Origin of the sequence: Croceicoccus sediminis (genome assembly GCF_007570835.1) — a bacterium.
Classification (GTDB): domain Bacteria; phylum Pseudomonadota; class Alphaproteobacteria; order Sphingomonadales; family Sphingomonadaceae; genus Croceicoccus; species Croceicoccus sediminis.
The window spans coordinates 1-26,770 of record NZ_SUNC01000003.1; the positions used below are offsets into that span (position 1 = coordinate 1).

At 61.8% G+C, this 26,770-nt stretch carries 20 protein-coding genes; 3 read left to right on the plus strand and 17 right to left on the minus strand.

Features of this window, described 5'->3' with window-relative positions:
* Window positions 1-112: 112 nt before the first annotated feature.
* On the minus strand, window positions 113-970 hold the full coding sequence (locus FAX90_RS10790; protein WP_144097431.1) for a helix-turn-helix domain-containing protein: 858 nt from the start codon (window positions 968-970) through the stop codon (window positions 113-115).
* 98 nt (window positions 971-1,068) lie between these two features.
* Between FAX90_RS10790 and pobA the strand changes: the two genes are divergently transcribed.
* On the plus strand, window positions 1,069-2,238 hold the full coding sequence (gene pobA, locus FAX90_RS10795; protein WP_144097432.1) for a 4-hydroxybenzoate 3-monooxygenase: 1,170 nt from the start codon (window positions 1,069-1,071) through the stop codon (window positions 2,236-2,238).
* Window positions 2,239-2,317: 79 nt separating this feature from the next.
* On the opposite strand, the gene FAX90_RS10800 is transcribed toward pobA, so the two are convergent.
* Window positions 2,318-3,067 carry an AraC family transcriptional regulator gene (locus FAX90_RS10800; RefSeq protein ID WP_240704864.1) on the minus strand — a complete coding sequence of 250 codons (750 nt, stop codon included), beginning with the start codon at window positions 3,065-3,067 and terminating at the stop codon, window positions 2,318-2,320.
* 415 nt (window positions 3,068-3,482) lie between these two features.
* Between FAX90_RS10800 and FAX90_RS10805 the strand changes: the two genes are divergently transcribed.
* The gene (locus FAX90_RS10805) at window positions 3,483-4,319 is read left to right on the plus strand and encodes an SDR family oxidoreductase (protein ID WP_240704865.1); all 837 of its coding nucleotides are present in this window, start codon (window positions 3,483-3,485) and stop codon (window positions 4,317-4,319) included.
* A 10-nt stretch (window positions 4,320-4,329) separates the two neighbouring features.
* Window positions 4,330-5,136, plus strand: coding sequence for a 2-keto-4-pentenoate hydratase (locus FAX90_RS10810; protein WP_170234945.1), 807 nt, complete (start codon window positions 4,330-4,332; stop codon window positions 5,134-5,136).
* A 26-nt stretch (window positions 5,137-5,162) separates the two neighbouring features.
* Here FAX90_RS10810 and FAX90_RS10815 read toward each other — a convergent pair whose 3' ends face one another.
* The 15 genes from FAX90_RS10815 to leuB all read right to left on the minus strand — a co-directional run bounded on the left by FAX90_RS10815 (window position 5,163) and on the right by leuB (window position 26,744).
* Window positions 5,163-6,752: a long-chain fatty acid--CoA ligase gene (locus FAX90_RS10815; RefSeq protein WP_240704866.1), complete on the minus strand. Its 1,590-nt coding sequence runs from the start codon at window positions 6,750-6,752 to the stop codon at window positions 5,163-5,165.
* Between the two features lie 73 nt (window positions 6,753-6,825).
* Complete coding sequence (locus tag FAX90_RS10820) at window positions 6,826-7,725, minus strand: SDR family NAD(P)-dependent oxidoreductase (RefSeq protein WP_144097435.1); 900 nt, start codon at window positions 7,723-7,725, stop codon at window positions 6,826-6,828.
* 37 nt (window positions 7,726-7,762) lie between these two features.
* A complete protein-coding gene (locus tag FAX90_RS10825) occupies window positions 7,763-9,505 on the minus strand; it encodes an acyl-CoA dehydrogenase family protein (protein WP_144097436.1) in 1,743 nt (580 codons plus the stop codon).
* A gap of 26 nt (window positions 9,506-9,531) precedes the next feature.
* Window positions 9,532-11,601, minus strand: coding sequence for a 3-hydroxyacyl-CoA dehydrogenase NAD-binding domain-containing protein (locus FAX90_RS10830; RefSeq protein ID WP_144097437.1), 2,070 nt, complete (start codon window positions 11,599-11,601; stop codon window positions 9,532-9,534).
* Between the two features lie 194 nt (window positions 11,602-11,795).
* Window positions 11,796-13,070, minus strand: coding sequence for a TetR/AcrR family transcriptional regulator (locus tag FAX90_RS10835; protein ID WP_144097438.1), 1,275 nt, complete (start codon window positions 13,068-13,070; stop codon window positions 11,796-11,798).
* Window positions 13,071-13,255: 185 nt separating this feature from the next.
* A complete protein-coding gene (locus FAX90_RS10840) occupies window positions 13,256-13,636 on the minus strand; it encodes a limonene-1,2-epoxide hydrolase family protein (RefSeq protein WP_170234946.1) in 381 nt (126 codons plus the stop codon).
* Window positions 13,637-13,684: 48 nt separating this feature from the next.
* On the minus strand, window positions 13,685-15,370 hold the full coding sequence (locus tag FAX90_RS10845) for a flavin-containing monooxygenase (RefSeq protein WP_170234947.1): 1,686 nt from the start codon (window positions 15,368-15,370) through the stop codon (window positions 13,685-13,687).
* A gap of 85 nt (window positions 15,371-15,455) precedes the next feature.
* Window positions 15,456-16,628: an alpha/beta hydrolase family protein gene (locus FAX90_RS10850; protein ID WP_144097441.1), complete on the minus strand. Its 1,173-nt coding sequence runs from the start codon at window positions 16,626-16,628 to the stop codon at window positions 15,456-15,458.
* 21 nt (window positions 16,629-16,649) lie between these two features.
* Window positions 16,650-17,975, minus strand: a complete 1,326-nt coding sequence (locus FAX90_RS10855) for a homogentisate 1,2-dioxygenase (RefSeq protein ID WP_144097442.1) — start codon at window positions 17,973-17,975, stop codon at window positions 16,650-16,652.
* 206 nt (window positions 17,976-18,181) lie between these two features.
* Window positions 18,182-18,781: a 3-isopropylmalate dehydratase small subunit gene (gene leuD, locus FAX90_RS10860; RefSeq protein ID WP_144097443.1), complete on the minus strand. Its 600-nt coding sequence runs from the start codon at window positions 18,779-18,781 to the stop codon at window positions 18,182-18,184.
* Entirely contained in the window at window positions 18,778-20,211 is a 1,434-nt protein-coding gene (leuC, locus tag FAX90_RS10865) for a 3-isopropylmalate dehydratase large subunit (RefSeq protein WP_144097444.1), read from the minus strand. The genes leuD and leuC overlap by 4 nt, the downstream gene beginning before the upstream one ends.
* A 55-nt stretch (window positions 20,212-20,266) precedes the next feature.
* Entirely contained in the window at window positions 20,267-21,424 is a 1,158-nt protein-coding gene (locus FAX90_RS10870; protein WP_240704902.1) for an acyl-CoA dehydrogenase family protein, read from the minus strand.
* A gap of 240 nt (window positions 21,425-21,664) precedes the next feature.
* Complete coding sequence (locus FAX90_RS10875; protein ID WP_144097446.1) at window positions 21,665-22,657, minus strand: zinc-dependent alcohol dehydrogenase family protein; 993 nt, start codon at window positions 22,655-22,657, stop codon at window positions 21,665-21,667.
* Window positions 22,658-22,811: 154 nt separating this feature from the next.
* Window positions 22,812-25,205, minus strand: coding sequence for a TonB-dependent receptor (locus FAX90_RS10880; RefSeq protein ID WP_144097447.1), 2,394 nt, complete (start codon window positions 25,203-25,205; stop codon window positions 22,812-22,814).
* Between the two features lie 468 nt (window positions 25,206-25,673).
* Entirely contained in the window at window positions 25,674-26,744 is a 1,071-nt protein-coding gene (gene leuB / locus FAX90_RS10885) for a 3-isopropylmalate dehydrogenase (RefSeq protein ID WP_144097448.1), read from the minus strand.
* Window positions 26,745-26,770 lie beyond the last annotated feature (26 nt).

The following is a 26,770-nucleotide window of genomic DNA, read 5'->3' on the forward strand; positions in this document are numbered from 1 at the left end:
CGAAATCGCCGAGATCGACCTCAACCCGGTCGTCGTCTTCCCCGAAGGACAAGGCTGCGTCGCACTCGACGCCCTCATACAGGCAGGCTGAACGACGCGCAGGGGGGGGGCTTCAGCCCAGTTCCTTGCCCGAAATCTCGCTGGGTCGCTGCCCCGTCATGCGGCGATACCAGCGGGAGAAATAAGACGGGTCGTCGAAGGCAAGCTCCCCCGCCACGTCGGCGCAGCTCGCGTTGGTAAAGCGCAGCAGGCGCGTCGCCTCGACCGCGAGGCGCTGGTGGAGAAATTCCATCGGGCTCACGTCCAGCGCCTTGCGGACGCGGCGGGTCAGGGTGCGCTCCGTGCAACCCAGCTTTTCGGCATAGAAAGACAGCCGCCGCTCGTGACAGCAATGGGCTTCGACCAGCGACTGGAAGCGCGTGATCAGCCGATCGCCGTGATGTTGCGCCATATCGCCGCATTCTTCCGCCGCGATCCGCAGCAAGGCTTCGGCAAGCGACCGGCGTAGCAGTTCGCGCGCCGGTTCATGGCCGCTGGCCAACAGGATCTGCTCCCCGATCACGCGCAATCTGTCTGCATTCGAACCGCTCACCGATGCGATGCGCGGCTCTGCCAGCAGGTTGCGCAAGGCGCGGTCCTGGCCGAAGGCTTGAACCAGCCAGTTCGACAGAGTGAGCACTAGTCCGGCCGTGCCGGGTTCGAACCGAAAGGCATGCACCGTCCCGCTCGGCGCGATCAGCATGAAGGGGCAGCGCGGTTTGGCGACATGTGATCCCAGCGAAATTTCGACCTGTCCGCCAAATACCAGCAGAAGTTGACAGAGTGCGGGATGCCGATGGGCCGGAATTTCCCAGTCATAGCGCACGCTTCGCGCGGCGATCGTCTCACAATGGACGAGTTCCTCGCGGCTTCCCGCCGGATCTTCTCCGAGCAGGGCGTAGCGTGGAATTTCGGAAGCTGACCGGCTCATGTCCGGATAGTGCCAGAGATTATCGCTTCTGTCCCTTCGATTCCGCACCCCGACGGGCGATAAACGAACAAGTTTGGGAAGACGGAATCAGGAAAGTCATGAAAACACAGGTCTGCATCATCGGCGCGGGGCCCGCGGGCCTGCTGCTGGGCCATCTGCTGCGTGCAGAAGGCATCGACTGCATCGTGCTTGAACAGCGCACGGGTGACTATGTCCTGGGCCGGATCCGCGCAGGCGTTCTGGAACAGGTTACCGTCGGCCTGATGGAACGGCTTGGCCTCGATGCCCGCATGAAGGCAGAGGGTCTGCCGCATGACGGTTTCAACCTGGCCGATGGTGAGCGTCTGATCCACATCGACATTGCCGCGCTGACGGGCAAGCAGGTCATGGTCTACGGCCAGACCGAGATTACCCGCGACCTGATGGACGCCTGCGATGAGCGCGGCCTGCAAGTCGTGTACGAGGCCGAGAACGTCGCCCTGCACGACATCGACGGCGATACGCCCTACGTCACATATACGAAGGACGGCGCCGAGCAGCGTGTCGATTGCCGATTCATCGCCGGTTGCGACGGTTTCCACGGCCCGTCGCGCAAGTCCGTTCCGGCAGGCGTCGGCAAGGAATTCGAGCGCGTCTATCCCTTCGGCTGGCTCGGCATGTTGACCGACGTTCCGCCCTGCAATCACGAACTGATCTATGCGAACCACGAACGCGGGTTTGCCTTAGCCTCGATGCGGTCGGAAACCCGCAGCCGGTATTACATCGACGTTCCGCTGACCGAGAAAATAGAGGATTGGTCCGACGAACGCGTCTGGGACGAACTGGCGATCCGACTTGGCCCCGATGCAGCCGCCAACATCACGCGTGGTCCCAGCATCGAGAAAAGCATCGCCCCGCTGCGATCCTATGTCTTCGCACCGATGCGCCACGGCTCGCTGCTGCTCTGCGGCGATTCCGCCCATATCGTGCCGCCCACCGGTGCAAAGGGTTTGAACCTGGCGGCGAGCGACGTTTATTACGCGACAGAAGCGTTGGGCGCGTTCTTCGGCAGGAACGATGTTGCCGCCATCGGGGCCTATTCGGACAAGGCGCTGGCCCGTGTGTGGAAGTCGGAACGCTTCAGCTGGTCGCTGACCCGCCTGATGCACCGCTTCCCCGAAGACGGCCCCTTCGAACGCGCGATGCAGGTGGCGGAGCTGGACTACATCGCCTCAAGCCGCGCGGCGCAGACGTCGATCGCCGAAAACTACGTGGGCCTCCCAGTCTGAGCACGCGACCGAGGCGGGTGCGAGCTTGGCGAGGATCAAGATCGAGAACGAACAGGCTCGCCTGAAAGCGATCTGGCCCTCACTGAAGGTTGCGGCTCGTCCGGGGAAAACTGGATCTGCCTGAACAGGACGCATATTTCCCCGGTGGCTGGCCCAGCGCCTTCTTGAACATCGTGATAAATGCGCTGACGCTTTCATAACCCAGGTCGAAAGCGACAGACTGCACCGATGCGCTGCCTGCCAGTCGCTCCAGGGCGAACCTGATCTGGAATTGCTGGCGCCAACTGCCGAAACTCATACCCGTTTCCCGCAGGATGAACCTTGCGAGCGTCCGCTCGCTCATAGCAACTCGCCTGGCCCATTCCCCAATCGTCGCGCGATCCGACGGATCGTTCGCCAGGGCCTGGGCAATCGTTCTCAGCCGGGCATCGTCCGGGAGAGGCAGGTGAAGATGTTCGACCGGCGCGATCCGCAATCGGTCCAGCATGGTTTGCACCAGGCGTCCGTCAGCCCCTTCGCGGTCGTACAACGGCGGCAACTGTGCCGCGGCGGTCAAGAGCTCTCGCAGTAGCGGATCGACCGAAACCGTACAGCATTCGGTCGGCAGGTCTTCGGCTAGGTCCGGATCCACGAAGAGGACATACGCCTCCAGTTCGCCCGCCGATCTGCCGCTGTGTTCCATGCCACCGGGAATCCAGAGCGCGCATTCGGGCGGCACCATCCAAAGACCTTTGGCCACCTCGCAGGTCAGGAGCCCACGGGTCGTGAAAACCAGTTCGGCCTTGGAGTGGCTATGGGAAGGTTGGGCGATACCGTCGCCGAGATCCATGCCGACGGCCACTATCGGACGCGGAATAGCCTCGGAATCGAAAGTCTCCCCAGACCGATGCACTGTCATCGCACAACTCCATCCTTTCCCCGGGCATCATTCCGATTTTGGACGGCGGCGCAGTGCCCCACGAATGGGACGAGCCGCTTCAAATCCGCCTTGCCGATCCCGTTTGCGGATCGGACCCATATTGCCCGATCTGGAGGTCATGCTCTCCGGCATATCTCTCCAGACAGCGGCATGGTACTTCGTGTTGGCTTGTTGGACAATAGTGCGTTACATCTCTATGCCGATCCGGATAAGCCGGACGCCGGGAAACACCCGCGACATCGATAACTTTTCTTGGGAGGGGACAGAACATGAACTCTTGGATGCGGCTTCACTCGCCGCTCGCCCAATGCCTTGCCGATCGCCAATGCGGGCCGACACGCTCGTTTCGCCGTTGGCCGAGGATGTCGGACTAATGGCTTCGATGTTCGATTTCGGGCTTGCCGGCAAACGCGCGATCGTCTGCGGATCAAGCCAGGGGCTGGGCTTTGCCTGTGCCGAGGCCCTGCTTCAGGCGGGGGTGGAGGTCATCGTCAATGGCCGCTCCAAGGATCGGCTCGACGATGCCGCAGCCGCGTTGATGGGCGATGGCCGCAAGGTTACGGCGGTCGCCGCCGATGTCGCCACGGCAGAAGGGCGGCGGGCCTTGCTGGATGCCTGCCCTGCACCCGACATCCTTGTCACCAACGCCGGCGGTCCGCCCCCGGGAGATATCGGCGACTGGGACGATAGCGACTGGTTCGACGCTCTTGGCGCGAACATGGTCGCCCCCATCCAGCTGATCAAATCCGCCCTTCCCGGCATGCGGGAACGGAAATGGGGACGGATCATCAACATCACCTCCATGGCGGTGAAGATGCCGCTGCCGCGGCTCGGCCTGTCCAACGGCGCACGTTCCGGATTGACGGGCTTCGTCGCCGGGCTGGCACGCGAAGTCGCGCCCGATGGCGTCACGATCAACAACCTCCTGCCAGGCCGCTTCTCGACCGAGCGGCTCAACCGTTACATGGCCGATCTGGCCGACGAAGCGGGCCGTTCCCGCGACGCTTATGCCGAAGATGTGGCGTCCGGCATACCGGTGAAACGGCTGGGCCGACCCGAGGAGTTCGGCGCGTTCTGCCTGTTCATCGCCAGCGAGCATGCCGGGTACATGACGGGCCAGAACATCCTGCTTGATGGCGGCGAATACCCCGGCGCGCTTTGAGGATCCTGACATGACGAACGACGAAAACAACGCGGCTTTCGCGGCGAGCGAGCTGGGCGAGGAACTGGCGCGACTCTACCTTGCTGGAAAGCCTTCACCGCCCGGATGGCGAGAGCATCTGACCGACATCGACATGGGCTATGCCGTGCAGGATGCGATCGTGCGGGCGCTTGCCGATGGTGGGCAAGGACCACTGGCCGGATACAAGGCGGGCATGACCAGCAAGACCATGCAACAGGCCTTCGGAATCGATTCCCCTATCGCGGGCAGGGTCATGGGCGCCAACATGCTGAGCAGCGGAGCGCAATTGCGGCAGGCCGATCATTTGCACCTCGGGCTGGAGAGCGAACTGGCCTTCGTCCTGTCACGCGATATCGCCGAACCGCTTGGTGACAGCGACGACGCGGTTCTTGACCACATCGCGAACGCGCATGCCGCGTTCGAAGTCGTGGACGATCGCCACACCGACCGCTCGGTCGTGACAGCGCCCAGCCTTGTCGCGGAGAATATCTGGAACGTCGGCGCGGTGCTGGGCGATGGAGTATCCCCTTCCCGCCTTGGCGCGATAGACGGGCGGGCTGGCCGCTATTACGAAAACGGCACGGAAATCGAGACCGGCTCGACTTCCGACGTGCTCGGCAATCCGCTCAATGTCGTGCGCTGGCTGGCGAACTTCCAGCTTTCGCGCGGTGAAATGCTGCGCAAGGGACAAACCGTCCTGACCGGTTCGATCACCGCACTGCGGTTTCCGGAGCGCGAAACCCTATGCCGGTTCGAACTGGACGGGTTGCCGGCGGTAGAGGTGGAGATCGTTTGAGCCCCCGCGGGGCCGCGCGACAACGGTCAGCCAAGAAGCTCGGCGCGCAGGACTTTCTTGTCGATCTTGCCGGTCGCACCCAGAGGCAGGCTGTCGACAAGGCGGATCTCGTCCGGCAGCCACCACTTCGGCAGCTTCCCGGCAAGATGATCGCGCAGCTTGTCGATATCGATGCCGTCATCACCGGCGGTAACGAGAAGCAGTGGCCGTTCGTCCCACTTGGGATCGGGAACGCCAAGCACGGCCGCCATGCTCACGCCGGGAAACAGCGAGGCCGCATTCTCGATTTCGAGCGAACTGATCCACTCTCCGCCCGATTTGACGATGTCCTTCGCCCGGTCGACGATCTGAACATAGCCAAGCGGATCGATCGTCGCGATGTCACCGGTATCGAGATAGCCATCCGCGGTCGTCGCCAAGCCATCGAGACCGAAATACCCCTCGGCAACACAGGGGCCGCGCATCTGCAAGGCGCCCGGCGTCGTCCCGTCATGCGATAATTCTTCGCCATCCTCGCGGCAAATGCGCATGTCTATGCCGAAAAATACGCGGCCTTGCTTCAGGCGATAGGGCAATTGCCGTTCGGAAGGCATTTGCGCCACCGCCGCAACAGGCGTGGCGATGCCGCCAACCGGCGACAGCTCGGTCATACCCCAGCTCGCGATCGCTTCTATCCCTTTCGCCTCGAAGCGGCGCAGAAGCGTCTCCGTCATTGCCGCGCCGCCAACGATAACGCGCGACAGGTGCGGCAGGCGTTCGCCTTTGGCCTCCATATGGTCGAGCAGTCCGATCCACGCCGTCGGCACACCGGCTGAAACGGTCACTTCCTCCTCGCGCATCCGGGTGAACAACGTCTCGCCATCCAGCTTGCCGCCCGGCAGCACCAACTTCGCGCCGACAGCCGGTGCCGAGAACGTCAGGCCCCAGGCATTGGCGTGGTACATCGGTACGACCGGCAGGATCGTGTCGCGCGCCGACAGGTTGAGCGCGTCGGGCTGGATCGACATCAGGGTGTGAAGGACGTTCGAACGGTGCGAATAGAGCACCCCCTTCGGGTCGCCCGTCGTACCCGAGGTATAGCACAGTCCCGCTGCGGTATTTTCGTCGAATCCGCCCCAGTCACAGCTCTCGCTGGCAGAGGCGGAGAAATCGTCCAGCAGCTGGCCCGAGCTGTCCGAATGAGGCGGCGTGAAGAACAGCAGCTTTTCGATAGACGTGCATTGCTGCGCCAGTATCTCCGCAGTTTCGGAAAATGCGCCGTCCGAGATCAGGATCCGGTCTTTTGCGTGGTTGGCGATCCACACCAGGTGATGTTCGCCGAGCCGCGGATTGAGCGTGTGACAAACCGCACCGATCCCCGCGATGGCATACCACGCGACCAGATGGTCCGCGCTGTTCATCGCCAGTGTCGCAACCCGGTCACCCGGCCCGATGCCATAGGCCAGAAGGGCAGCCGAAAGCTTGCGCGCCTTCGTCTCTATCGATGCGTAATCGGTGCGTTCGCTGCGTCCGTCATCAAGGAAGGACACGACCTCGCGCGTGCCGTGCCAGCGGGCGGCGTGGCGGATGAAGCGGTCGACCGTCATCGACCATGGCTGCATTCTTCCTTCCAGCATCGTTTCCCCCGTCATTCGACATTGTCCGTTTATTCATGCCCGATCGCGCGCGGTCCCTGGCGCTATTCCGGCATCATTGCGTGGCAGTGGTGGGTGACCGCGCCGCAAGCGCGCGTTCGACCTCGTATTCGTATTGCACCCCGCCACTGGCCGGGATCATGTCCCCATCCCTGTCCGCAACGTCATCGAGCCGTTCGGCCAGTTCGTCCGCGACATCGGCACCATCGCCCAGGCAGACCCCCCGCGTCATCGTTATGTTGGCTTGTTCGAAACAACCTGCGCCGGCCAGCAGGATGCGCCGCGTTGGCGCATTCGGCCCGACGAGCGCGACGATGCCGGGGCTCACCAATTCGGGGCCGAGACCCGCGAGGGCTTCGGCCGGATAGAGGCCGTTGGTCATCGCCGTGGCGGCGCTGGGGGCAAGGGCATTGACGCGGATGTCATACCGTTCCCCTTCGAGGGCCAGGGTCTGCATCAACCCGACAAGGCCCATCTTGGCGGCGCTGTAATTGGCCTGCCCGAAATTGCCGTACAAGCCGGACGATGAGGTCGTGAATACGATCCGGCCATATCCGCGTTCGCGCATGCCGTCCCAAACGGCCTTTGAGCAGTGGACGGAACCCATGAGGTGCACTTCGAGCACGAGCCGGAAATCGGCCAGGTCCATCTTCGCGAAGGTACGATCGCGCAACACCCCGGCATTGTTGACGACGATATCGACCTTGCCCCAGCGCGCGTTGGCTTGCGCGACCATGTCCTCTACCTGCTCGAAGCTCGAGACGTCTGCGGCGTGGGGCATGGCCTGTGCGCCCATACGCTCGATCTGCGCGCAGACCTGCTGCGCATTGTCGGCATTCAGGTCGTTCACAACGACCCGTGCGCCGCGTTGGGCAAGGGCAAGTGCGTGCGACGCGCCAAGCCCGGCACCCGCACCCGTCACGATGGCGACCTGGCCTGTGAGATCGATCTTCATACTGGTCCCTCCTGGCGAACCCGGTTCGCCGCGATTGTCAGAAAATATCTTCAGATGCGCCGGATGCGACATCGGTGCCGGAACGGACGACCGCCAACCAGGCATCCGTCTTCGGCAGTTCGGTCTCGAAGAAAAAGCGGCATGCCCGCAGCTTGCCTTCGACGAAATTCGCGTCATGACCACTCTGCGCGCCGCAGCCGGCTGCGGCGACTGCCTGGTCCAGCCATAGCCAGGCGACCACGACATGGCCGAACGCCCACAGGAACAGCGTGGCATTGTCGAATGCCGCACGATCGTCGCTTTCACGCAAGACTGTCAGCACATCGCCAATGGCCTGCCACGCGGCAAGAAGCGCACGTGCGTGATCCGCCAACCCTTCGACCGAGGAAGCGGCATCCGCGGTGTTCCGTATCGCTCTCTCAAGGATGGGAAGCGCGCTTCCGTCGCGCAGGATCTTGCGACCCAGCAGGTCGACGCCCTGCACGCCCGTCGTCCCCTCGTGGATCGGGTTCAAGCGGTTGTCCCGCCACAACTGCTCTACGTCGAAGTCGCGCGTATAGCCGTAGCCACCGTGAATCTGGATCGCGATATCGTTGGCGGCAAGGCCATATTCGGACGGCCATGTCTTGGCGACCGGCGTCAGCAGGCCGAGCAGCGCCGCCGCATCCGGGTCGGCCTCATCGTCAACCAATTGCGCGCAGTACAGGCAAAGCGCCAGCGCGCCCTCGACATAGGATTTCTGTTGCAAAAGCATGCGCCGCACGTCGGGGTGCTCGATGATCGGCACCGGCGGTCCGGCACGCTCTCCGATCGGGCGGCCCTGCAGCCGTTCGCGCGCGTAGTCGACCGATAGCCGATAACTGCGATAGCCCAGCGCCGCTGCCCCAAGGCCGACAGAAATGCGTGCCTCGTTCATCATCAGGAACATCTGGCGCAGCCCCTGGCCCGGCTCGCCCACGATCCAGCCGGTCGCCCCTTCGTTTTCGCCGAAGTTCAAAAGACAGTTGGCCGTCCCGCGATAACCCATCTTGTGGTTCAGTCCGGCCACGGAAACATCGTTGCGGGTGCCGTCGGGAAGAATCTTGGGGACGATGAAGAGCGATATGCCGGCCGTGCCCAAGGGCATCGTACCGTCGGGATCGGGTATTTTTGCCAGAACGAGATGCACAATGTTTTCGGACACGTCCTGATCGCCGCCCGAGATCCACATCTTGTTGCCCGCAAGCCGGTAACGCGCGCCCAGTTCGTCTTCGCCATCGGCCACCGCGCGCGTTCGCACGTCTGCAAGACTGGACCCTGCCTGAGGTTCGGACAGACACATCGTACCGAACCAGTCGCCGGCGATCTGCGGCCGGGCAAAGGTTGCGACCTGGTTGGCATTGCCGAATTCAAGGATCAGCCGCGCGTTCGCGGCGGTGAGCATCGGGTAAGCCGCCGTCGCGATATTCGCGGCGGAAAAGAACAGGAATGCGGCGGAATAGGCGAGGTACGGCAAGCCAAGCCCCCCCGCCTCTTCCGGAAAGCTGGCCGAAAACAGGCCAAGCTCGGCATATTGGCGGAGCGCCTCGCCTATCGGCGGGCAAATGTGCACGCCTGACGCGTCGAGAAACGGCTCCTCTGCGTCGGCCTGCTTGTAGTGGGTGAGGAACTGCTCGTTCGCCAGTTTTTCCGCAAGATCGAGCAGTGCGTCGATGGTCTCGCGATCCTGCAACCGGTCGGATTTCAGCCAGTCGTGCAGCAGGAAGTCGACATCGCGCCGGGAAGGAAGAGTACTCGCCATCGTTCAGTTCACCATTGGAAAGCAGGTCATGCGCAGTTTAGCGAGGCAAAGGTCTCGCCGCGCTCGACAAGGTCCACGAGCATCGGTGCAGGCTCCCACGCCCAGCCGTGCAGCCCCGCGGCAAAGGAGACGATCGTGTCGAGGACCGTCGCCAGTCCCTGCTGGTCGGCATGGAACATCGGCCCCCCACGCTCGGCAGGAAAACCATAGCCGTCGAGATAGATGATATCGATATCGACCGGGCGGTAAGCGATGCCTTCGGCCACGATGCGCGCGCCTTCGTTGACCATGGCGTAGATGCAGCGCTCGACGATTTCCTTGTCGTCTATTTCCCGCCGCTCAATTCCGATCCGTTCGGATTCGGCAAGGATAAGCTGTTCGATCTCCGGATCGATCTGCGGTGTGCGCCCATCGGGATAGAGGTAAAAACCCGCGCCCGTCTTCTGACCGAAGCGGCCCATTTCACAGACAAGGTCGGGAACCCTTGAGTACGGGCGATCCGGTTGCTCGGCGGCGCGCCGCTTGCGGATGCTCCAGCCGATGTCCTGCCCGGCAAGATCCATGACGCGGCACGGCCCCATGGCCATCCCGAAAGCCTCCAGGGCGCCGTCGACCTGTTGAGGCAAGGCACCTTCCTCGAGAAGGAACCATGCCTGGCGCAAATATTCCTCGAAGATCCTGTTGCCGATGAACCCGTCGCAAACGCCTGCGACGACACCGGTTTTGCCGACCTGCCGGGCGAACGCCATCGCGCTTGTCAGCGTTTCCGGCGACGTGCGCGCACCGCGCACGATCTCCAGCAAGCGCATCACGTTTGCCGGGCTGAAAAAGTGAAGCCCAACCACATTCTGGGGTCTGCCGGTAAAGGCGGCAATCGCGTCCACGTCGAGTGTCGAGGTATTGCTGGCAAGAATCGCATGCGGAGGCGCAATGCGGTCCAGCGCGGTGAATACCTCGCGCTTCACGGCCATGTCCTCGAACACTGCCTCGATATAAAGGTCGGCCTCGCCCGCTTCTTCAAGCGTGCCGCAAGTCGACAAGGCAGCCTTGCGCTGCGCCGCGACCTCGGCGCCAAGACGGCCTTTTTCAACATTGCGGTCGAAGGTCTTCATGATCGCCTTGCGGGCATTCGCGCGGCCTTCGTCGCGCGGTTCCACCAGCGTTACGTTCAAGCCTGCGTCGAGCAGCGCGATCGCGATCCCGGTGCCCATCAGACCGCCGCCGACGACCGTTACGCTATCGATGCGCCGTGCCTCCACTTTGGCCGCACCGGGAATGCGCGCGACTTCACGGCGGCCGAAGAACCCATGGCGCAGTGCCTTCGAAGGGCGGGAATCCAATAGCTCAGCGAAGTGCTTGGCCTCAATCGACAGACCCTGTTCGAACGGAACCGTATCGATCACCTCGACACAGGCGATCGCCCGTAACGCCGCAAGGGACAAGGATTTCGCCTGCCGAGCAGCCTCTACCGCCTCTGCGACATCCGCCGGAACAGCCATCTCGCCACTCGGTCGCACAGCGTTCAGCGTGCCGCGTGCGAAAAGCCGACTTGCCTCGGCCACCGGATCGTCCGCAACATGATCGATAATGCCGATTTCCAGTGCACGGGCGGCCGATATCTGCTTGCCCGACAGGATCAGGTCTAGGGCATGGCTCGCCCCGCACAGGCGCGGTGCCCGCTGCGTACCGCCGGCACCCGGCAGCAGGCCAAGCGAAATTTCGGGAAAGGCGAAGCGTGCACGATCGGCCGCCACGCGGTAGTGCGCGGCAATGGCGAGTTCGAGACCGCCGCCGATGCACAATCCCTCGATCGCGGCGATCACAGGTTTGGGCGACGCCTCGATCGCGGTGAACAGATCTCGCAAGCGGTCCAGCCGCTCAGGCCGATTGTCGAAATCACGCAAGTCGGCACCGGCGCTGAACCGCCCTTCGGCGCCCGACAATACGATTGCCGCGACATCGGGGTCTGCCACTGCCTTGGCAATCGCATCGTGAAGCGCGCCGACCAGACCGGCCCCCACCGACAAGGCGTTCACCGGGGGGTTTGAAAATTGCAGGTGCAGTATCGCACCTTCAAGCCGCTCGAAAACATTCATCGCCAATCGCGCCCCTTCCCCGTTCGGGAGCAGAGCCGGCGCAAACCTCGATCAACGAGATAACAGGTAAATCCGTGCGCCGGCCGTCACGCCCCGCACGAGACGCAGCCTCCTTCATGGCAGCCCGGATAGCGTCCAAAAACCGTCCGATCAATCCATTTTTGAAAAGATGTACTGATTTATCGGTAACAGCGTCACGATAGAATTCTGAGGAAGAAACCCCGGATATTTGCCAAATCTACGATAGGTGCGCCACATGCGAGATTGCGAATACACTGCCCATGGAAGAGCGCCTGAATATATGTACCATCGCCTTCTCGAGCGGTGGGAAGATGAGAAATGCGCCGTTCCCATGCCTTGATCTGATCGATCACGGCCGATGCAACGGCAGGGCGCAGGGATTCGCTTCGCGTGGCAGCAAGCCAGACCGAGTAGTGTGCAAGCGATGCCGCACTGAACTCGGTCGCCTCTCTGACCAGAATGGCCGCGGTGAGATCGGCCAAGGTCTCGGCACTGGGTTCCGACAAGTTTGCCACCGACAGGATCTGGCGATAGCGCGCCTTCGATGCCTCGAACATTTCGGACTCGGCAACCCGGATGAGCGCCTCTATCGATCCGAAATAATAGGCAGGCGCAGTCAGAGCCACGCCGCTTTCCTTCGCAACCGCGCGATAGGAAACGCCCGAAACGCCCTCCTGCTCCAGAATCCTGATTGCCGCCGCCACGATCCGCGCCCGTGTGGCCTGCGCCTTCCTGCCCAGCGCCCGATCCGGAGCCGCAGACGGCGATGCCTGCGCCGCAAGGTCTGCAAGGGCATCCACCCATGCGCGTGAACGAAAGTCCGCCACTTGCGCAGGTTCGAAATTCAACGGAAGGACGATGAACATGAGGCCGATCACGGTGTCGATCGCGATCTGCACATCGACGGCGTCGCCGTCTGCCCCGAACGCCTTCCACAACGCGCTCCAGACCTCGTGCAGTTCCTTGAACCAGTGGCGCGCCAGTTCGTGACCTTCCGGCGATTTCGCCGCATCGAGAATGATCTCGCACCAGGCGATGCTTTCCCGCCGGTGCCGCCCGGTCGCATTGGCGAGCAAGCGGGCCATGAACGCCTGCGGCGATTCATCGCGGCCTGAACCTTCGCGATGGTCTCGCGCTGTCCGGCGAAAGGCATCGAGATAGTCGGACAGCAGGCTTTGCGAGGCATCGGCCAGCATGTCGGCCTTCGTCGCGTAGTGATATGTCGTCGCGGAGAGCGAGATACCCGCCGCCTGCGCAACGCGGCGATGGGTCAGCCCGTTGATCCCCGCCTCGGACAAGACCGTGATGACTGAATCGGCTATAAGCTCACGCTTGCGGGACGATCGATCGCCAGGCGAAGCGGCGCGCCTTTCCGGAGCGCCGCCTTCCTGCTCCCGCCCCTTGGCGTGAGACGGCCGGGGATCTTCAAGTGAACGCGAACGAGGCATCAATGACCGCCTGATTGACTAGACCTTGTCCTGGAATACCAGGATGGGTTTGCGATCAAGAGCATCAGGTTTGCGCATAATCTCTAAAGACTAGAGAGAATATCGCGTGATGGCGACCCGAAAGGGCGGCTTCAGGAAAGCGGTCACTTTCGAGAAGTGGCTCAGGCCAACTTTCGCGCAGTCGGTCAGCCTTTCAGCGGGGCCGGGTCGAAATAATCGCGCCACGCCGCAATCTTGCCGTCAGCGACTTCGAAAATCCCCATCAGGCGAATGGTCACGACAGGCGTTCCGTCAGGCGTGACGAGATGATCGACGCGCTCCGTCAGAACGCGGTCGCCGCCGGCCACGATGCTCAGCATCTCGACGGCGAAATGCGTGATCCCTGCCGACTGCTCGGCCTCCGCCAGAAATGCCAGAGCCTCGTCGACGCCCGTCGTGCAGGCCAGGCCGACGTTTTCCCACACGGTTTCCGGCGTGAAATATTCGCGCAAAGCCTGCTGGATGCCCGCCTTGCCTTTCGTGCAGAGATCCAGAAAGTTCTCAACGACTTCTGTCGATGTCGGCATGTTACCCCCTATCTTGAATGCCGGATGGCAGGGCGGCATCAGCCATGGCTATTTCGCCATGGCCGATGCGGTTTTTGTGCCCAGCGTGAACCCGGCGTAGCCGTTGTCGGCCGAAGTCCGGCAATGGTCCCAGTAGTTGTTGATGCCGCCGAAATAGGCGAGCCCGACCGGCCCCTTCCCTTCGATATTTGCGCCGACGTACCAGCTGTTCGCCTGCGGGAAGAGCGTTGCGTTGAGCGCCGTGCTGCACAAGTCGAGCCAGTCGTCCTCAAACCCGCTCGTCGGTTCGATCGTCGACCGCCCTTCGCCATCGAGATAGGAGATGCAGTCGCCCACCCAGCGAACCTGATCTTCCGACAGCAGGATCGGCTGGAATAGCGGGCACGGGCTGCCCGGACCATCCAGCAGGAACATGTTCGGGAAACCCGACGCCATCAGGCCGAGAGCCGTACGCGCCCCGTCGCTCCAGTGATCCTTGAGCTGCACCCCGTCGCGGCCGCGGATGTCGAAGCGCAGGAGTGCGCCCGAAAGCGCGTCGAAGCCGGTTGCGAACACGATCGCATCGACTTCATACTCCTTACCGGCGACAACCACTCCCTTCTTCGAGATATGGTCGATCGCGTCCTGGCTGATATCGACCAGCGTGACGTTGTCGCGGTTGTAGGTCTCGTAATAATTGGTGTCGCAGCACAGCCGCTTGGTCAGCGCAGGATATCCCTTGGGTGTCAGCAGCTCGGCAATTTCGGGATCGTCCACGCGCGCGCGAATCTTTTCCTGCAGGAAGCTGGTGATCGTGGCGTTCGCTTCCGGGTCGGCGACCGTATCGGGATAGATGTTGTACATTGCCAGGCCGCCGGACTTCCAGCGATCCTCATAGAGCGCAAGACGTTCCTCCTCGCTCACTTCGAGTGCCGACTTTGTGACCAGGTCGGCATATTCGAAGTTCACTGCGACCCAGCCGCCAAAGGATTCCTCACGCTCACGGCGGCGCCATTCCGGGTATTCGGCGCGAACCTTTTCAAGATATTCACGCGGCATCTCACAGTTGCGAAGCGGCACCGCGAAAGGCGGGGTCCGCTGAAACACCGTCAGGTGACTTGCCTGCTGTGCGAGCAGCGGAATCGCCTGTACCGCGGTGGAGCCGGTGCCGATGATGGCCACCCGCTTGCCGGAGAAATCGACGCCTTCGCGCGGCCAGAAGGCCGTGTGGTATTGTTCGCCCTCGAAGTCCTCCATGCCCTTGAACTGCGGCTGGTTCGGTGCCGAAAGGAAACCGGTGGCCATGATACAGAACCGCGCGAAAGCGACATCGCCATTCTCGGACGTCACTTTCCAAAGGCCGGATGCCTCGTCGAAGATCGCGCTTTCGACACGGGTGTTGAGCGCGATCGAAGGCCGCAGATCGAACCGGTCGGCAACGTGGTTGAAATAGCGGAGCAGTTCAGGCTGCGCAGCATAACGCTCCGTCCACTCCCACTCCTGCTGAAGCTCGTCGGAGAAGGAATAGCAGTACTCGACGCTTTCGATATCGACGCGGCAGCCGGGATATCGGTTCCAGTGCCAGGTCCCGCCGACACCGTCACCGGCTTCCCAGACAACCGCGCTCAAGCCGCGCTCGCGCATGTGATACAGCGCATAAAGCCCGGCCATACCCGCACCCACGATCAACGTATCGAGAGGTGCATCCTTTGAACCGCGCCCTTTCATGACGTCATCGAACGAATAGTCTTGCATCTGCGACATCCTCTTCACCCCAATTCCTAGAAATGCCCTCGCCCTCCCGCAGCTTTGCGTCGGAAAGCACGGCGAATGTTCCTGATCAGTCCAGCAGGTCCCGCTCTCGCAGCCATGCGATGATGTTGTCCGTGACGTCGGCAAGCTGCTGTTCCTGCCCCGCGTAATAGTGGTTGGCGCCCTTCATCACCTCGAGCGTCTTGTCCTTGCTTGCGCAGGCGTCGAGGAAGGTCGTCACGTGCGGCTGGGGAACCGCGTCGTCGGCGGTGTTCTCGATCGCGTAGACCGGGACCGTGATGCCCGGCGCGACGAGATCGGCCTGGGCGCGGCTGTCGTCCACGGACCACTGCGAAAGCCATGCGCGCGCGGACGAATAGCGGGCGATGCCGACCGTCAGCAGGTTGGCGACCTCGGGCACGCCCATGAATGACATGCCGATCTTGCGGTCGTTGGGGTCGATCGAAGCGTCGAGGAAACGCGGATCGGCCAGCGTCCGGTGGGTCAGCATGGCGCGATCGGCCTCGGCCCCCTTACGCTTCTTCAGCTGGTCCAGGATTTCGTGCGCAAAGGCGGTACGCCGCCGCATGCGGGCAAGCTGCTCGCTGCGGAAATACGAGATGTAGTCTTGCGAATAAGGCGGCTGGTTCGGGTTGCGCGGATCGTAGAGATCGAGCTCGACGCGCCGGACATCGGGATTGTTCTCGTCGATGATCGAAGGATCGATGAAATCGCGCAGGACTTGCGCGCGCGAAAGGTGCGCCGCCTGGAAGATAAGCGCGTCACCCGGGATCAGGTTTTCGAGAAAGACCGGTTCCCCGCTGGGCGTGTCTGTAATCGTCGGGTTCTCGGCCTGCGACTGGTAGAAGGCCGTAAGCGAGCCGCCGCCCGACCACCCGGCCAGGACCAGCTTCTCGTAGCCCCAAACCTCCTTGGCATGGCGGACGAACGCGCCGTAATCGGCAAGGACCCGCTCCATGATGAGGCTCGTGTCGTTGCGCGTATAGCGGCTCTCGGCACACAGCACGTGGACACCCGCCGCCGCCATGGCACGCGGCACGGGCAGCCTGTTGAAGGTTGCCGTGGGGTGCATGTAAATGACGAGAGTCTTGGAATCCCGCCCCTTCGGCAGGAACCTGACACCGTCCAGGAAAACCCGGTTCTCCTCGACATAGCCGTAGGTTTCCTGCGCGCCGGTCCGCTCGGTATGCGAAATCGCGACCCATTCGGGCTGGATCTCGAAGTCCTTTTCTCTCGCCATTCTACCTGTCCCAGTTGTCGTTTATTTGTCGAAATACGGCGTGAAGTCGTCCCAGCGGGACGTGTAGTCATCGCCCATCAGTTCCGCGGCGTTTTCAGCAAACGGCGTGACCTGCAGCGGGAAGCGGGTTTCGAACAGGAGGAACAATTGCTCGTCGAGACGCATCGGATCGTCCGGCATCTCGCGGGCAACTGCCACCGTTTCGGTCTCGGGACCGTGCGGCGTGAAATTGTTGGTCATCGTGATGCTGCCATCATCGAGGCCGGCATAACCCTGCATCGCGAAGATGAACTCGCACACGTTGTTGAGATGGAAACCCGGCGGGCGGAAGCTGTGATCGCCGATGTTCCAGCGCGGCGTGATCGCCATGACGTCAAGGTTGGGCCCGATAATCGGATCCGACGGTGATGTCAGGAAACAGAAGATCGACGGGTCGGGATGGTCGACGTTCACCGCGCCCATGCCGACGAAGCGGTGGAGGTTGTACTTGTAGGGATAAAGCGAACCGCGCCACGCCACGACGTCGAGCGGCGAATGCGGCAACTGCGCCGTCCAGAGCTTGCCCGCGAACTTGTAAACGTGCTCGGTCGGGGTCTCGCGCTTTTCATAGGCCGCGACCGGGATCTGGAAATCGGCCACGTTGGCAAGGCCGTTCGAACCGATCAGGCCCAGTTCGGGCAGGCGCAGAGGCAGGCCGTAATTCTCCGCAATCAGGCCCGAGGCGTTGGCGCTCAGCAGCTCGACACGGAATTTGACCCCGCGCGGAATGACGACGACGTCGCCGAATTCGGTTTCGATGACACCGTATTCGGTATGGATGCGCAAGTCGCCGACACGCGGCACGATCAGCATTTCGCCATCCGCGTTGGATAACACGCGGTCCTTCATCGATCGGGTCGCGGAGAATACGTGCATCGCCATGCCGGACTGGCTGTGCGGCGATCCGGTGCCCGCAATGGTCGCGATGCCATCCACGAAATCGCAATCCGCCTTCTGGCTGGCGAAGGGCCGCCAGCTGTAGTGATTGGGATTAGGCTGGCCGAAATCGGGCGTGGCGAACAACGGCTGCGAATAGGGTGCGAACTTGCCGGTAATGACCGAAGGGCGGATGCGAAAAACATAGGACCGCCTGTTGAACGATCGCGGCGCGCTGAACGTGGTTCCCGTGTGCAGTTCGCTCACCAGGCCATGCGCGACCTTCTGCGGACTGTTCTGACCGACCGGCAAAGTACCGGGCAACGCCTGCGTCTCATGCTCGTTGCCAAGGCCGGTCATGTATTGGAGGCCGCTTGCGCCGGACGCACCCCCAGCCTGCTCTGCACCGGGATTTTTCGCTACCGTTGCCATGCCTTCACATCCTTTCTCAGATCGGTTTTTCGCCCGGAGTTGTCATCCGCGACGCTTCTCCGGCTTTGAAAACCGGGACCGGCGGCCATAGCCGCAACCAATGCCTGCGATTTACCATATGCTACATTGTTGGACAAACCAATTTATGGACAAATCACTCTGGCCTTCTACGCGTCCTCTTCACTCTCCTGGTCGAATATCCCGGTTCAGGCAGCGTCCCGCCGGCTTGAGAGCCAGGGCATCCGCTCATCGATCTCACGCTCATGCCGCGAGATCGCGTCTTCCATCTGCAGCGTGAGCCCGATCTCATCGAGGCCGTTGATCAGACAGTGCTTGCGAAAGGGGTCCATCCCGAATTCTGCAACATTCCCGCTTTCGGTCGTGACTGTCTGATCCGGCAGGTCGATCGCCAGTTGACCATCCCTTGCCGCGTCGAGGAGCATGTCGATCTGCGCCTGTGGCAGTTCGATCGTAAGGATCCCGTTCTTGAAGGCGTTGCCAGAAAAGATGTCGGAAAAGCTGACCGCGATTACCGCCTGCACGCCCATGTCCAGGATCGCCCATGCCGCATGCTCGCGGCTCGACCCACAGCCGAAGTTCTCGCCCGCGACAAGGATCGGCGCACCTGCATATTCCGGATTGTCGAAGATGTTGTCGGGGTTACGGCGCATGGTGGCGAAAGCCCCCTCACCCATGCCCTTTCGCGTCACCTTTTTCAGGTATTCGGCAGAGATAATGGCATCAGTGTCGACATTGGCGAGGCCCAGTGGATAGGCACGCCCTTCGATACGGTTGATCGCTTTCACGAGGTCAACTCCCTTACATCGGTCAGTTTACCGGTCACCGCAGCGGCAGCGGCCATGGCAGGGGACAGGAGATGGGTGCGTGAGCCGGGGCCCTGTCTTCCGACGAAATTGCGGTTCGACGTCGATGCGCACCGCTCACCCGCCGGAATCTTGTCGGGGTTCATCGCGAGACACATCGAACAGCCCGGTTCGCGCCATTCGAAGCCGGATTCGCGGAATACCCCGTCGAGCCCTTCGTCTTCGGCCTGCCGCTTCACGAGGCCCGATCCCGGCACGACAATCGCCTGCCTGATCGACGGAGCCACCTTGCGACCCCGCACCACTTCCGCAGCGGCGCGCAAGTCCTCGATCCGGCTGTTGGTGCAACTACCGATAAAAACGTTGTCGACTTCGATGTCCTGCATGCGCATGCCCGGCGTCAGCCCCAGATAGGCAAGCGCCTTGGCTGCTGCATCGCGCCGCGCAGGATCGGCGAAGCTGTCGGGATCCGGCACCACGCCCGTGATCGGCACGCTGTCGTCCGGGCTGATACCCCAGGTGACAAGCGGTGCTATCTCCGACGCATCGATCACGACGGTCTTGTCGTAAGCCGCACCGGGATCGGTATTCAGCGTGCGCCAATAGGACACGGCCTGATCCCACATCGCCCCTTTGGGCGCCCGCGGACGGCCCTTCAGGTAAGCGAAGGTCACATCGTCCGGCGCGACGAGGCCAGCCCTCGCGCCTGCCTCGATCGACATGTTGCAGACGGTCAGCCTGCCCTCGATGGACATCTCGCGGATGACCCGCCCGGTATATTCGATGACGTGGCCCTGTCCGCCGCTCGCCTTCAACTTGCCGACGATCGCGAGCGCGACATCCTTGGGCGTGACGCCCGGGCCCAGCACGCCCTCGACCCGCACTTCCAATGTGCGCGAAGGCTTGAGCAGCAGTGTCTGCGTTGCAAAGACATGTTCGACTTCGGACGTACCGATACCAAAGGCCAGCGCCCCCAGTGCCCCGTGGCTGGCGGTGTGGCTGTCGCCGCAGACGAGCGTCGTGCTCGGCAGCGTGAAGCCCTGCTCAGGCCCGACGACATGCACGATTCCCTGTTCCGGCGCGACGGCATCGATGAAATCTACCTGAAATTCGGCGGTGTTCCTCGTCAGCGCATCGAGCTGTTCGGCCGAGGCAGGATCGTCGATCGGCAAGCGCTGCCCCTGCGCGTCCAGTCTGGCCGTCGTCGGCAGGTTATGGTCGGGCACCGCAAGAATAAGATCGGGTCTGCGAAGCTGCCGCCCAGCCGCGCGAAGACCGTCGAAGGCCTGCGCACTCGTCACCTCGTGGATCAGGTGCCGGTCGATATAGATGAGCGCCGTATCGTCGCGCATCGCGACGACGTGGGCGTCCCATATCTTCTGGTATAAGGTGCGCGGCAAAGCAGCAGTCATCGGTTACGCCCCGTCCTGAATAGTGTCGCGTGCGACTTGCGGATTTACGCGCCGGTCACACCACGCACTGCGGCGGCATGCCCAGTGCGACGCGGCCCAGAGCCTGCGATCCGGTTTCCAGATCGAGGTAGCCGTGCACGCGCAACATGTTGATATCGCGGAAAACCCGCTGCAACGGGTGGTCGTTGCGGAAGACCGATGCGCTCGACCCCTTCATGACTTCGTTGACGCCGTTGGCGCAGAAATCGGTTATCGCCGCGACACGGGCCCGGATCGCTGCTCGCGCCTCCACGGTCTTCAGCTCTTCCTTGTCCATGTTCATGACGAGGTCGATGTAATTGCGCAGCATGTCGTCGGCGAGCGCGCTGTCCGTCAGCGCCTTGCCCAGACGGATTTGCACCGATTGCTTCTCCGACGCCTTTTCAAATGTGTGGAGCTGGATGCGATCCTTGGCCGCCTTGTGAAACTCCCTGACCGCGCCCTGAAAACCGCCGACGATCACCGGCAGCACTTCGCACTGGATCAAGGGCACCATGGGCATCGAATACATGGGATTGGTGTGAACCCTGGCGCCGGGCGATTTTCCTTCAAGGATCTGCGCGGCCGGTACGCACTGGTGATCGGGAACGAAAACACCGTCGATCGCAATGTCGCAGCTTGACGTGGCGCGCATGCCCGCAACGTCCCAGTTGCCCAGAACCTGCACGTCCGATGCAGGCGTCATGAACAGCATGAGCTCGGGTTTTTCCGCACCCTCGACCATACCCCCATTCATGTACCACTCGGCACGGGCGGAACCCGAATTCCAGGAACTCTTGCCCTTGGCGATATAACCGCCCTCGACCGGGGTAAGCTTGTAGCCGGGTGCCGAAGTACCAGGCGTGAGCGAGAAACCGCGCGGCCCGAACACCTCGTCCTGGGACTCCTTGGGCCACAGGGCATGAAGGAAATTGTGCCCGATATAGAAGGCAAGGATCCATGCTGCCGACGTGCTGTAGGGTGAAATCTCCTTCACCACTTCGGCCATGACATCCGGCTCCATTTCGTAGCCGCCGTACACCTTCGGCACGAAGATCTTCATGAAGCCGGCGTCGCAGAATGCGTCGACGATGGAATCGGAGACCTTGCCTTCGATCTCGTCTTCGCCCGCCTTTTCCGCAACCATCGGAGCGATTTCGCGGGCGCGACCTACCAGTTCCTGCTTGGTGACCATGTTCACTTGCCTTTTCCTTCGTCCCCCGAATGCGCCACGCCGACCATCAGGCCCGCTTCGCATTTCCGTTTTCTGTCCCGATCGCCGCATGCCGCCGCAAAGCCGTTGGCCCCGCCCACGCATGTCTTCGACGCGATTCGCTTTGTTGTTTCTTGGTACCTAATGTTGGTTTGTTGAACAAGTGGATAAAGCAACAAATAGTTCTGCCTTCGCGGTGTGAGTTTCCGGCTGCCATGCCGGTCATCGCAAAATCAGAACGACTTTCCCTGACCCCTCCCCACTCTCCAGATATCGATGGGCCTGCACCACGTCCTCGAAAGCGAAAGTCCGATCGATCAGAGGCTCCAGCCAACCGGCCTGAAGGCCATCGAGAATAAAGGAGACCGCCCGCGATTTGAGCAGAGGATCCGTGAAAAGCCGGCGTATGCTGCAGAAATGGAGGGTCAGTTCCCTGGCCACGGCTGCGGCGATGGGAACGGGCAGCGTAGCGTCGGCAAGTGCGCCATAGCTGACCATGATGCCTCCAGGTCGGATAAGACCGATCAGCGACGCCGCCAATCGCCCGCCGACTGCATCGAGGACAATCCTTGGCCCCGGCAAGGCGCACCGGTCCTGAAGTTTCTTTTCCCAGCCGTCCTCATCGGTGACGAAAACGTGCGCAGCAGCCCGCCGCCGAAGCGTCTCGACCATCTCGCGTCGTCTGGTTAGCGCAATCGGCGCGGCCCCTGCGGCATTGGCGATCTGGATCGCCGCGTTTCCGACAGAAGAGCTCGCGGCCGTGATCACGACATCGTCGCCGGGCCGGATGCCCGCAGGATCGATCAGGGCATAGGCGGTAAGATATTGCATCCAGGTCGCCGCCGCTTCCGCGAAAGACTGCCCGTCGGGTATCTTGACCAGCATGTCCGCCGGATAATTCAACAATTCGGCATAAGTGCCGTAGATTTGCATATTGAGGCCGGGAAGCACCGCGACCCTGTCGCCGGGCGAGAAGCCCGCAACGCCATCCCCCACGGCGTCGACCACGCCGCTTGCCTCATAACCGATGGCCGATGGCAAACCGGACGGGGCATTGATTCCGCTGCGAAGACCGATATCGGCCCGGTTGAGACCGACAGCCCTCACCGCGATACGGACATGGCCGGACGGCGGATGCGGGACGTGCGCTTCCCGCAGCACCAGAACCGAAGGATCGCCATGTCTTTCGACCTTGATGACTTGCGCCGTCGGCATAGGGCTTCATTCCTTTGGCCGGGTGCCGCGTTCATGCAGACAACGGCCCTTACCGCGCGCCGCGCCTGTCACGGCAAGGTTCGCATGGGCTCCAAACCCTTTTGAACCAAAGCCATGACAGGGCGTGACGAAGGGTTTGCTCTGTTCGGTCCCGTCAGAACGAAAGCCGTGCCGTCACGCCGTAAGTGCGCGGTTCTGCATAGCGAACGATCTTCGAACCGGCCTTGGCAGGGTCGAACCGGGGGTCGAACGGATTGAAGGCTTCCCCGAAGGAATAGCTGAAGAACCGCAGGTCGTTTCCGTAGATCACGACATTCTTGTTCGTCAGGTTCTTGCCCCACAAGGTGAACTGCCAATCTCCGTTCGGCGTTTCATAAGCGATGCTGCCGTTCAACAGGCCCGGAGTCCTGGAGAAGAATGCCGGATCCTCATTCAGCTCCAGCGAGTATTCGGACTTGTACTGCCAGTCGGCCGAGAAGGTAACGACACCCCCATTTGCCAGGCCGGCTTCATAAAGACCCGTCAGGTTCAAGGAGTGCTTAGGGGTCTGCGCAGTGTTGATACCATTGGGAATTCCGGTTGCCTCCGGAATGTTGGTCACGCGCCCCTTCTGATAGGCATAGTTGGCACCAAGGCTCAGCCCCGGCACCGGGCTGACCGTCAGCTCGGTCTCGACACCGCGAACCCTGGCCTTGCCGGCATTACTGACCGACGAGTTGCCGCTTTCGTCGGTGAACTGGAACTGCAGGTTGCTGTACTGCGCATTAAAGGCTGTGACGTTGAGCTGGACCCGATTGTCGAGGAAACGGCTTTTGAAACCCGCTTCGTAGTTCCAGACGAATTCCGGTTCGAGTGCAGGGACTGCCGGATCGGCTTCGATCTGGAATGCGCCGCTACGATATCCGCGTGCGACCGTGGCATAGAACATCAGATCGTCTGTCGGCTTCCAGTCGATCGTGAAGCGGGGTGTAAACGCGGTCCAGCGCTTCGACTTCTTGTCTACTCCAAAGCCGCCTGCGGTACCCCTGAAGCCAGGGTTTTCGAACGCATTGAGCGCGAAGTTCAGATCGCCGGAAACGTAGCCTTCGACGGATTTCTTGTCGATCGTGTAACGTCCGCCGGCGGTCAGCGTGATCTCGGGCGTCAGCTCGTACGTCGCCTGAAGGAAGGCGGCGTAGCTGTAGACGTTCGAGTGTTGAAACCAGTTGGCGGTTCCCGGTTCGAACAGCTCCGGCCGGTTGGCAAGACAGCTTGGTACCACCGCGTCATAGTTCGCGAAGTCGCCGGGATCGCCCTGGTCCGGCTGACAGAAGAAGAAGGCCTGGTAGACACCCGCCAGAGTGCCGGGATCGTGCTGCCAGTACCACGAGATGTCGCGCTCTTCGTTCTGATAGAGGAAGAAGACGCCTCCGACGAAATCGAGCGGCCCATCGAAATCGGATGCAAATCGCACTTCCTGCGTGAACTGATCGAGTTTGCGAGGCTCGGCATAGCCGAAGATCAGCGGGCCCTGACCGAGCTGATCACCGGGCTGTTCGGTCGAACGCGCCTTGCGAAAGGCACTGATCGAAACGAGCTGGCCCATGTCGAAGTTGTGCTCGAACTTTCCGCTCACACCCCACGACTTGCTGCGATAGCCGCCGTTCGAGAACTGGTCCGTCACGCGGGGATCCGGATCGGAAACATAGCCGTTCGCATCGGGCGAGCCGCCGATGAACTTGCGGGCTTCCCCGGTCTCGTCGACGCTGCGATAGTCGCCCGCCAGCAGGAAACTGGTGTCTTCCGACATCAGCATTTTCAGTTTCCCTCGGATCGAGGTCCGCCCAAGCGTATCGATGTCGCGATCGAGATAGCGGTTATAAGACGTGCCGCTGCGGTCGCTGGTCGTAAAGGCGATCGATCCGAGCAGCGTTTCGCTGTCATTCAATGCCCGACTGACATAGCCCCGAGCCTGGACGAGATCGTAATTGCCAAGAGCGACTTCGACCGCACCTTCCAGATCCGCGGTCGGATCCTTGGTAACGATCGAGATGCTGCCACCGGTCGAATTGCGCCCGTTCAGCGTCCCTTGCGGACCGCGCAGGACTTCGACCCGTTCGATATCGAAAAGGTCGAGATCGAAGTCCCCGGAAGAACCGTAATAGATTTCGTCGACGAACAACGCGACGGCCTGGTCCGATCCGGGCGCACTCAACGCGCTGGAGCCGCCGCGAAGTGCCGGGTTCAAGCGAGAACGACCGACCGAGCTGATGCTGAAACCCGGGATGCGGGGAACGAGATCGGACACGCTCTGGATCCTGGCACGCTCGACCACGGCATCATCGAATGCAGTGATCGCCAGGGGCGTCTCCTGCAAACGGGTTGAACGGCGGTCTGCGGTAACGATGATATCATTGATACCCACGGTATCGACCGACCGCGCCTTTGCGTCCTTGTCCTCGCCCGCACGATCTTCCGATGGCGCTTCCTGCGCTGCGGCGACAGGCACGCCCAAGATCATCGGGAAGATCAGTGCCATTGTCGCGGCACCGCAAGACAGGTTCTTCATCAATTCCCCTCCAGTTTATTATTATTTTTTTGCAGAACCGTTATTCAATTCTGCATTTTTTATAGACACTTATGCATTTTTTATTTCGACTTGCTGCGAGATATTCGTTGCATTGCGCAAATCAGAAGGTGAGATCTCAACGGCGCTTCATGGGTCTGCAATTTGGATCAGGGCCCATATCGCATCCGCTCGATCTTCCTCCGTCGCATATGCTTGATGGAAAGTTAGGCGTATTTACGTGTCGGTCCTAACTGCATCCTGCCAAATGATTTCGAGAAATTGCCATCGGCACGATTATCGATCCGTTTTGTCGGCCCGGCCTTCAGCAAGGGTCAGACCGTCCGCGGGAAAGGGGGCGCAACCTGTTCGGATTGCGCCCTGGTTTTCCGTATACAGAGTGGCGCCAGTCAAAAATGCTGCGCAAAAAAGGCAGGCTGACTGTTAGAAAACACGATGCCCGCGCTCCGGTCACAGGTGCGAAATGATCGCATCCCCCATCCCGCGCGAACCGACGTTGTGCTTACCCTCGCCAAGATCGGCAGTGCGATATCCGGCATCGAGAGTTTTCTCGACGGCCGCCTCGACCCGGTCCGCGAGATCGGCGCGATTGAGGCCGATGCGCAGGGCCATGGCAACACTCAGGATCGTCGCGCACGGGTTGGCGATGCCTTTCCCGGCAATGTCCGGGGCGGAACCGTGGATCGGCTCGAAAAGGCCGGTCGTACCGGCTGCGCCGACGGCCGCCGACGGCAGCATGCCCAGCGAACCGGTCAACATCGCCGCCACGTCAGAAAGCAGATCGCCGAACAGGTTGTCGGTCAGGATCACGTCGAACTGCTTGGGCTGACGCACGAGCTGCATGCCGCAATTGTCGGCGTACATGTGCGATAGAGCGACGTCGGAATATTCCGCCGCGCCCAGCTTGGCGACTTCCTCGCGCCAAAGCAGCCCGGATTCCATGACGTTCGACTTCTCGACCGAACAGACCTTTCCGCCACGCAGCTTCGCGATATCGAACGCGACGCGCGCCACGCGGTCGATCTCGCTCGTCCGGTAGCTGGACGTGTTGAACCCGCGCCGTTCGCCGTCCGGCAGGGTTTCGATCCCGCGCGGTTCACCGAAATAGACTCCGCCGATCAGCTCGCGGACGATCAGGATATCGAGCCCCTCGACAAGCTCGGGCTTCAGGGTCGATGCGCTGGCGAGGGAGCGAAAACAGATGGCCGGACGCAGGTTCGCAAACAGATCGAGCCCCTGCCTCAGGTCCAGCAAGCCTTGCTCTGGCCGGAGGTGATAGGGATTTTCGGCCCACTTTTCTCCGCCGACCGCGCCCATGATCACCGCATCGGCATTGCGCGCGCGCTCCAGAGTTTCCCTGGTCAGCGGCTCGCCATGCGCATCGTAAGAAGCACCGCCGATCAGGCCGTGTTCGATTTCGAGTTCGAGGTCGGAATCCGTGGCAAGGTGCTCCAGCACCCTCTGCGCCTCGGCGATAATTTCCGGGCCGATACCATCACCGGGAAGCATCAGGATCTTCATTTTCTCGTATTCTCCGTTCCTGGCCC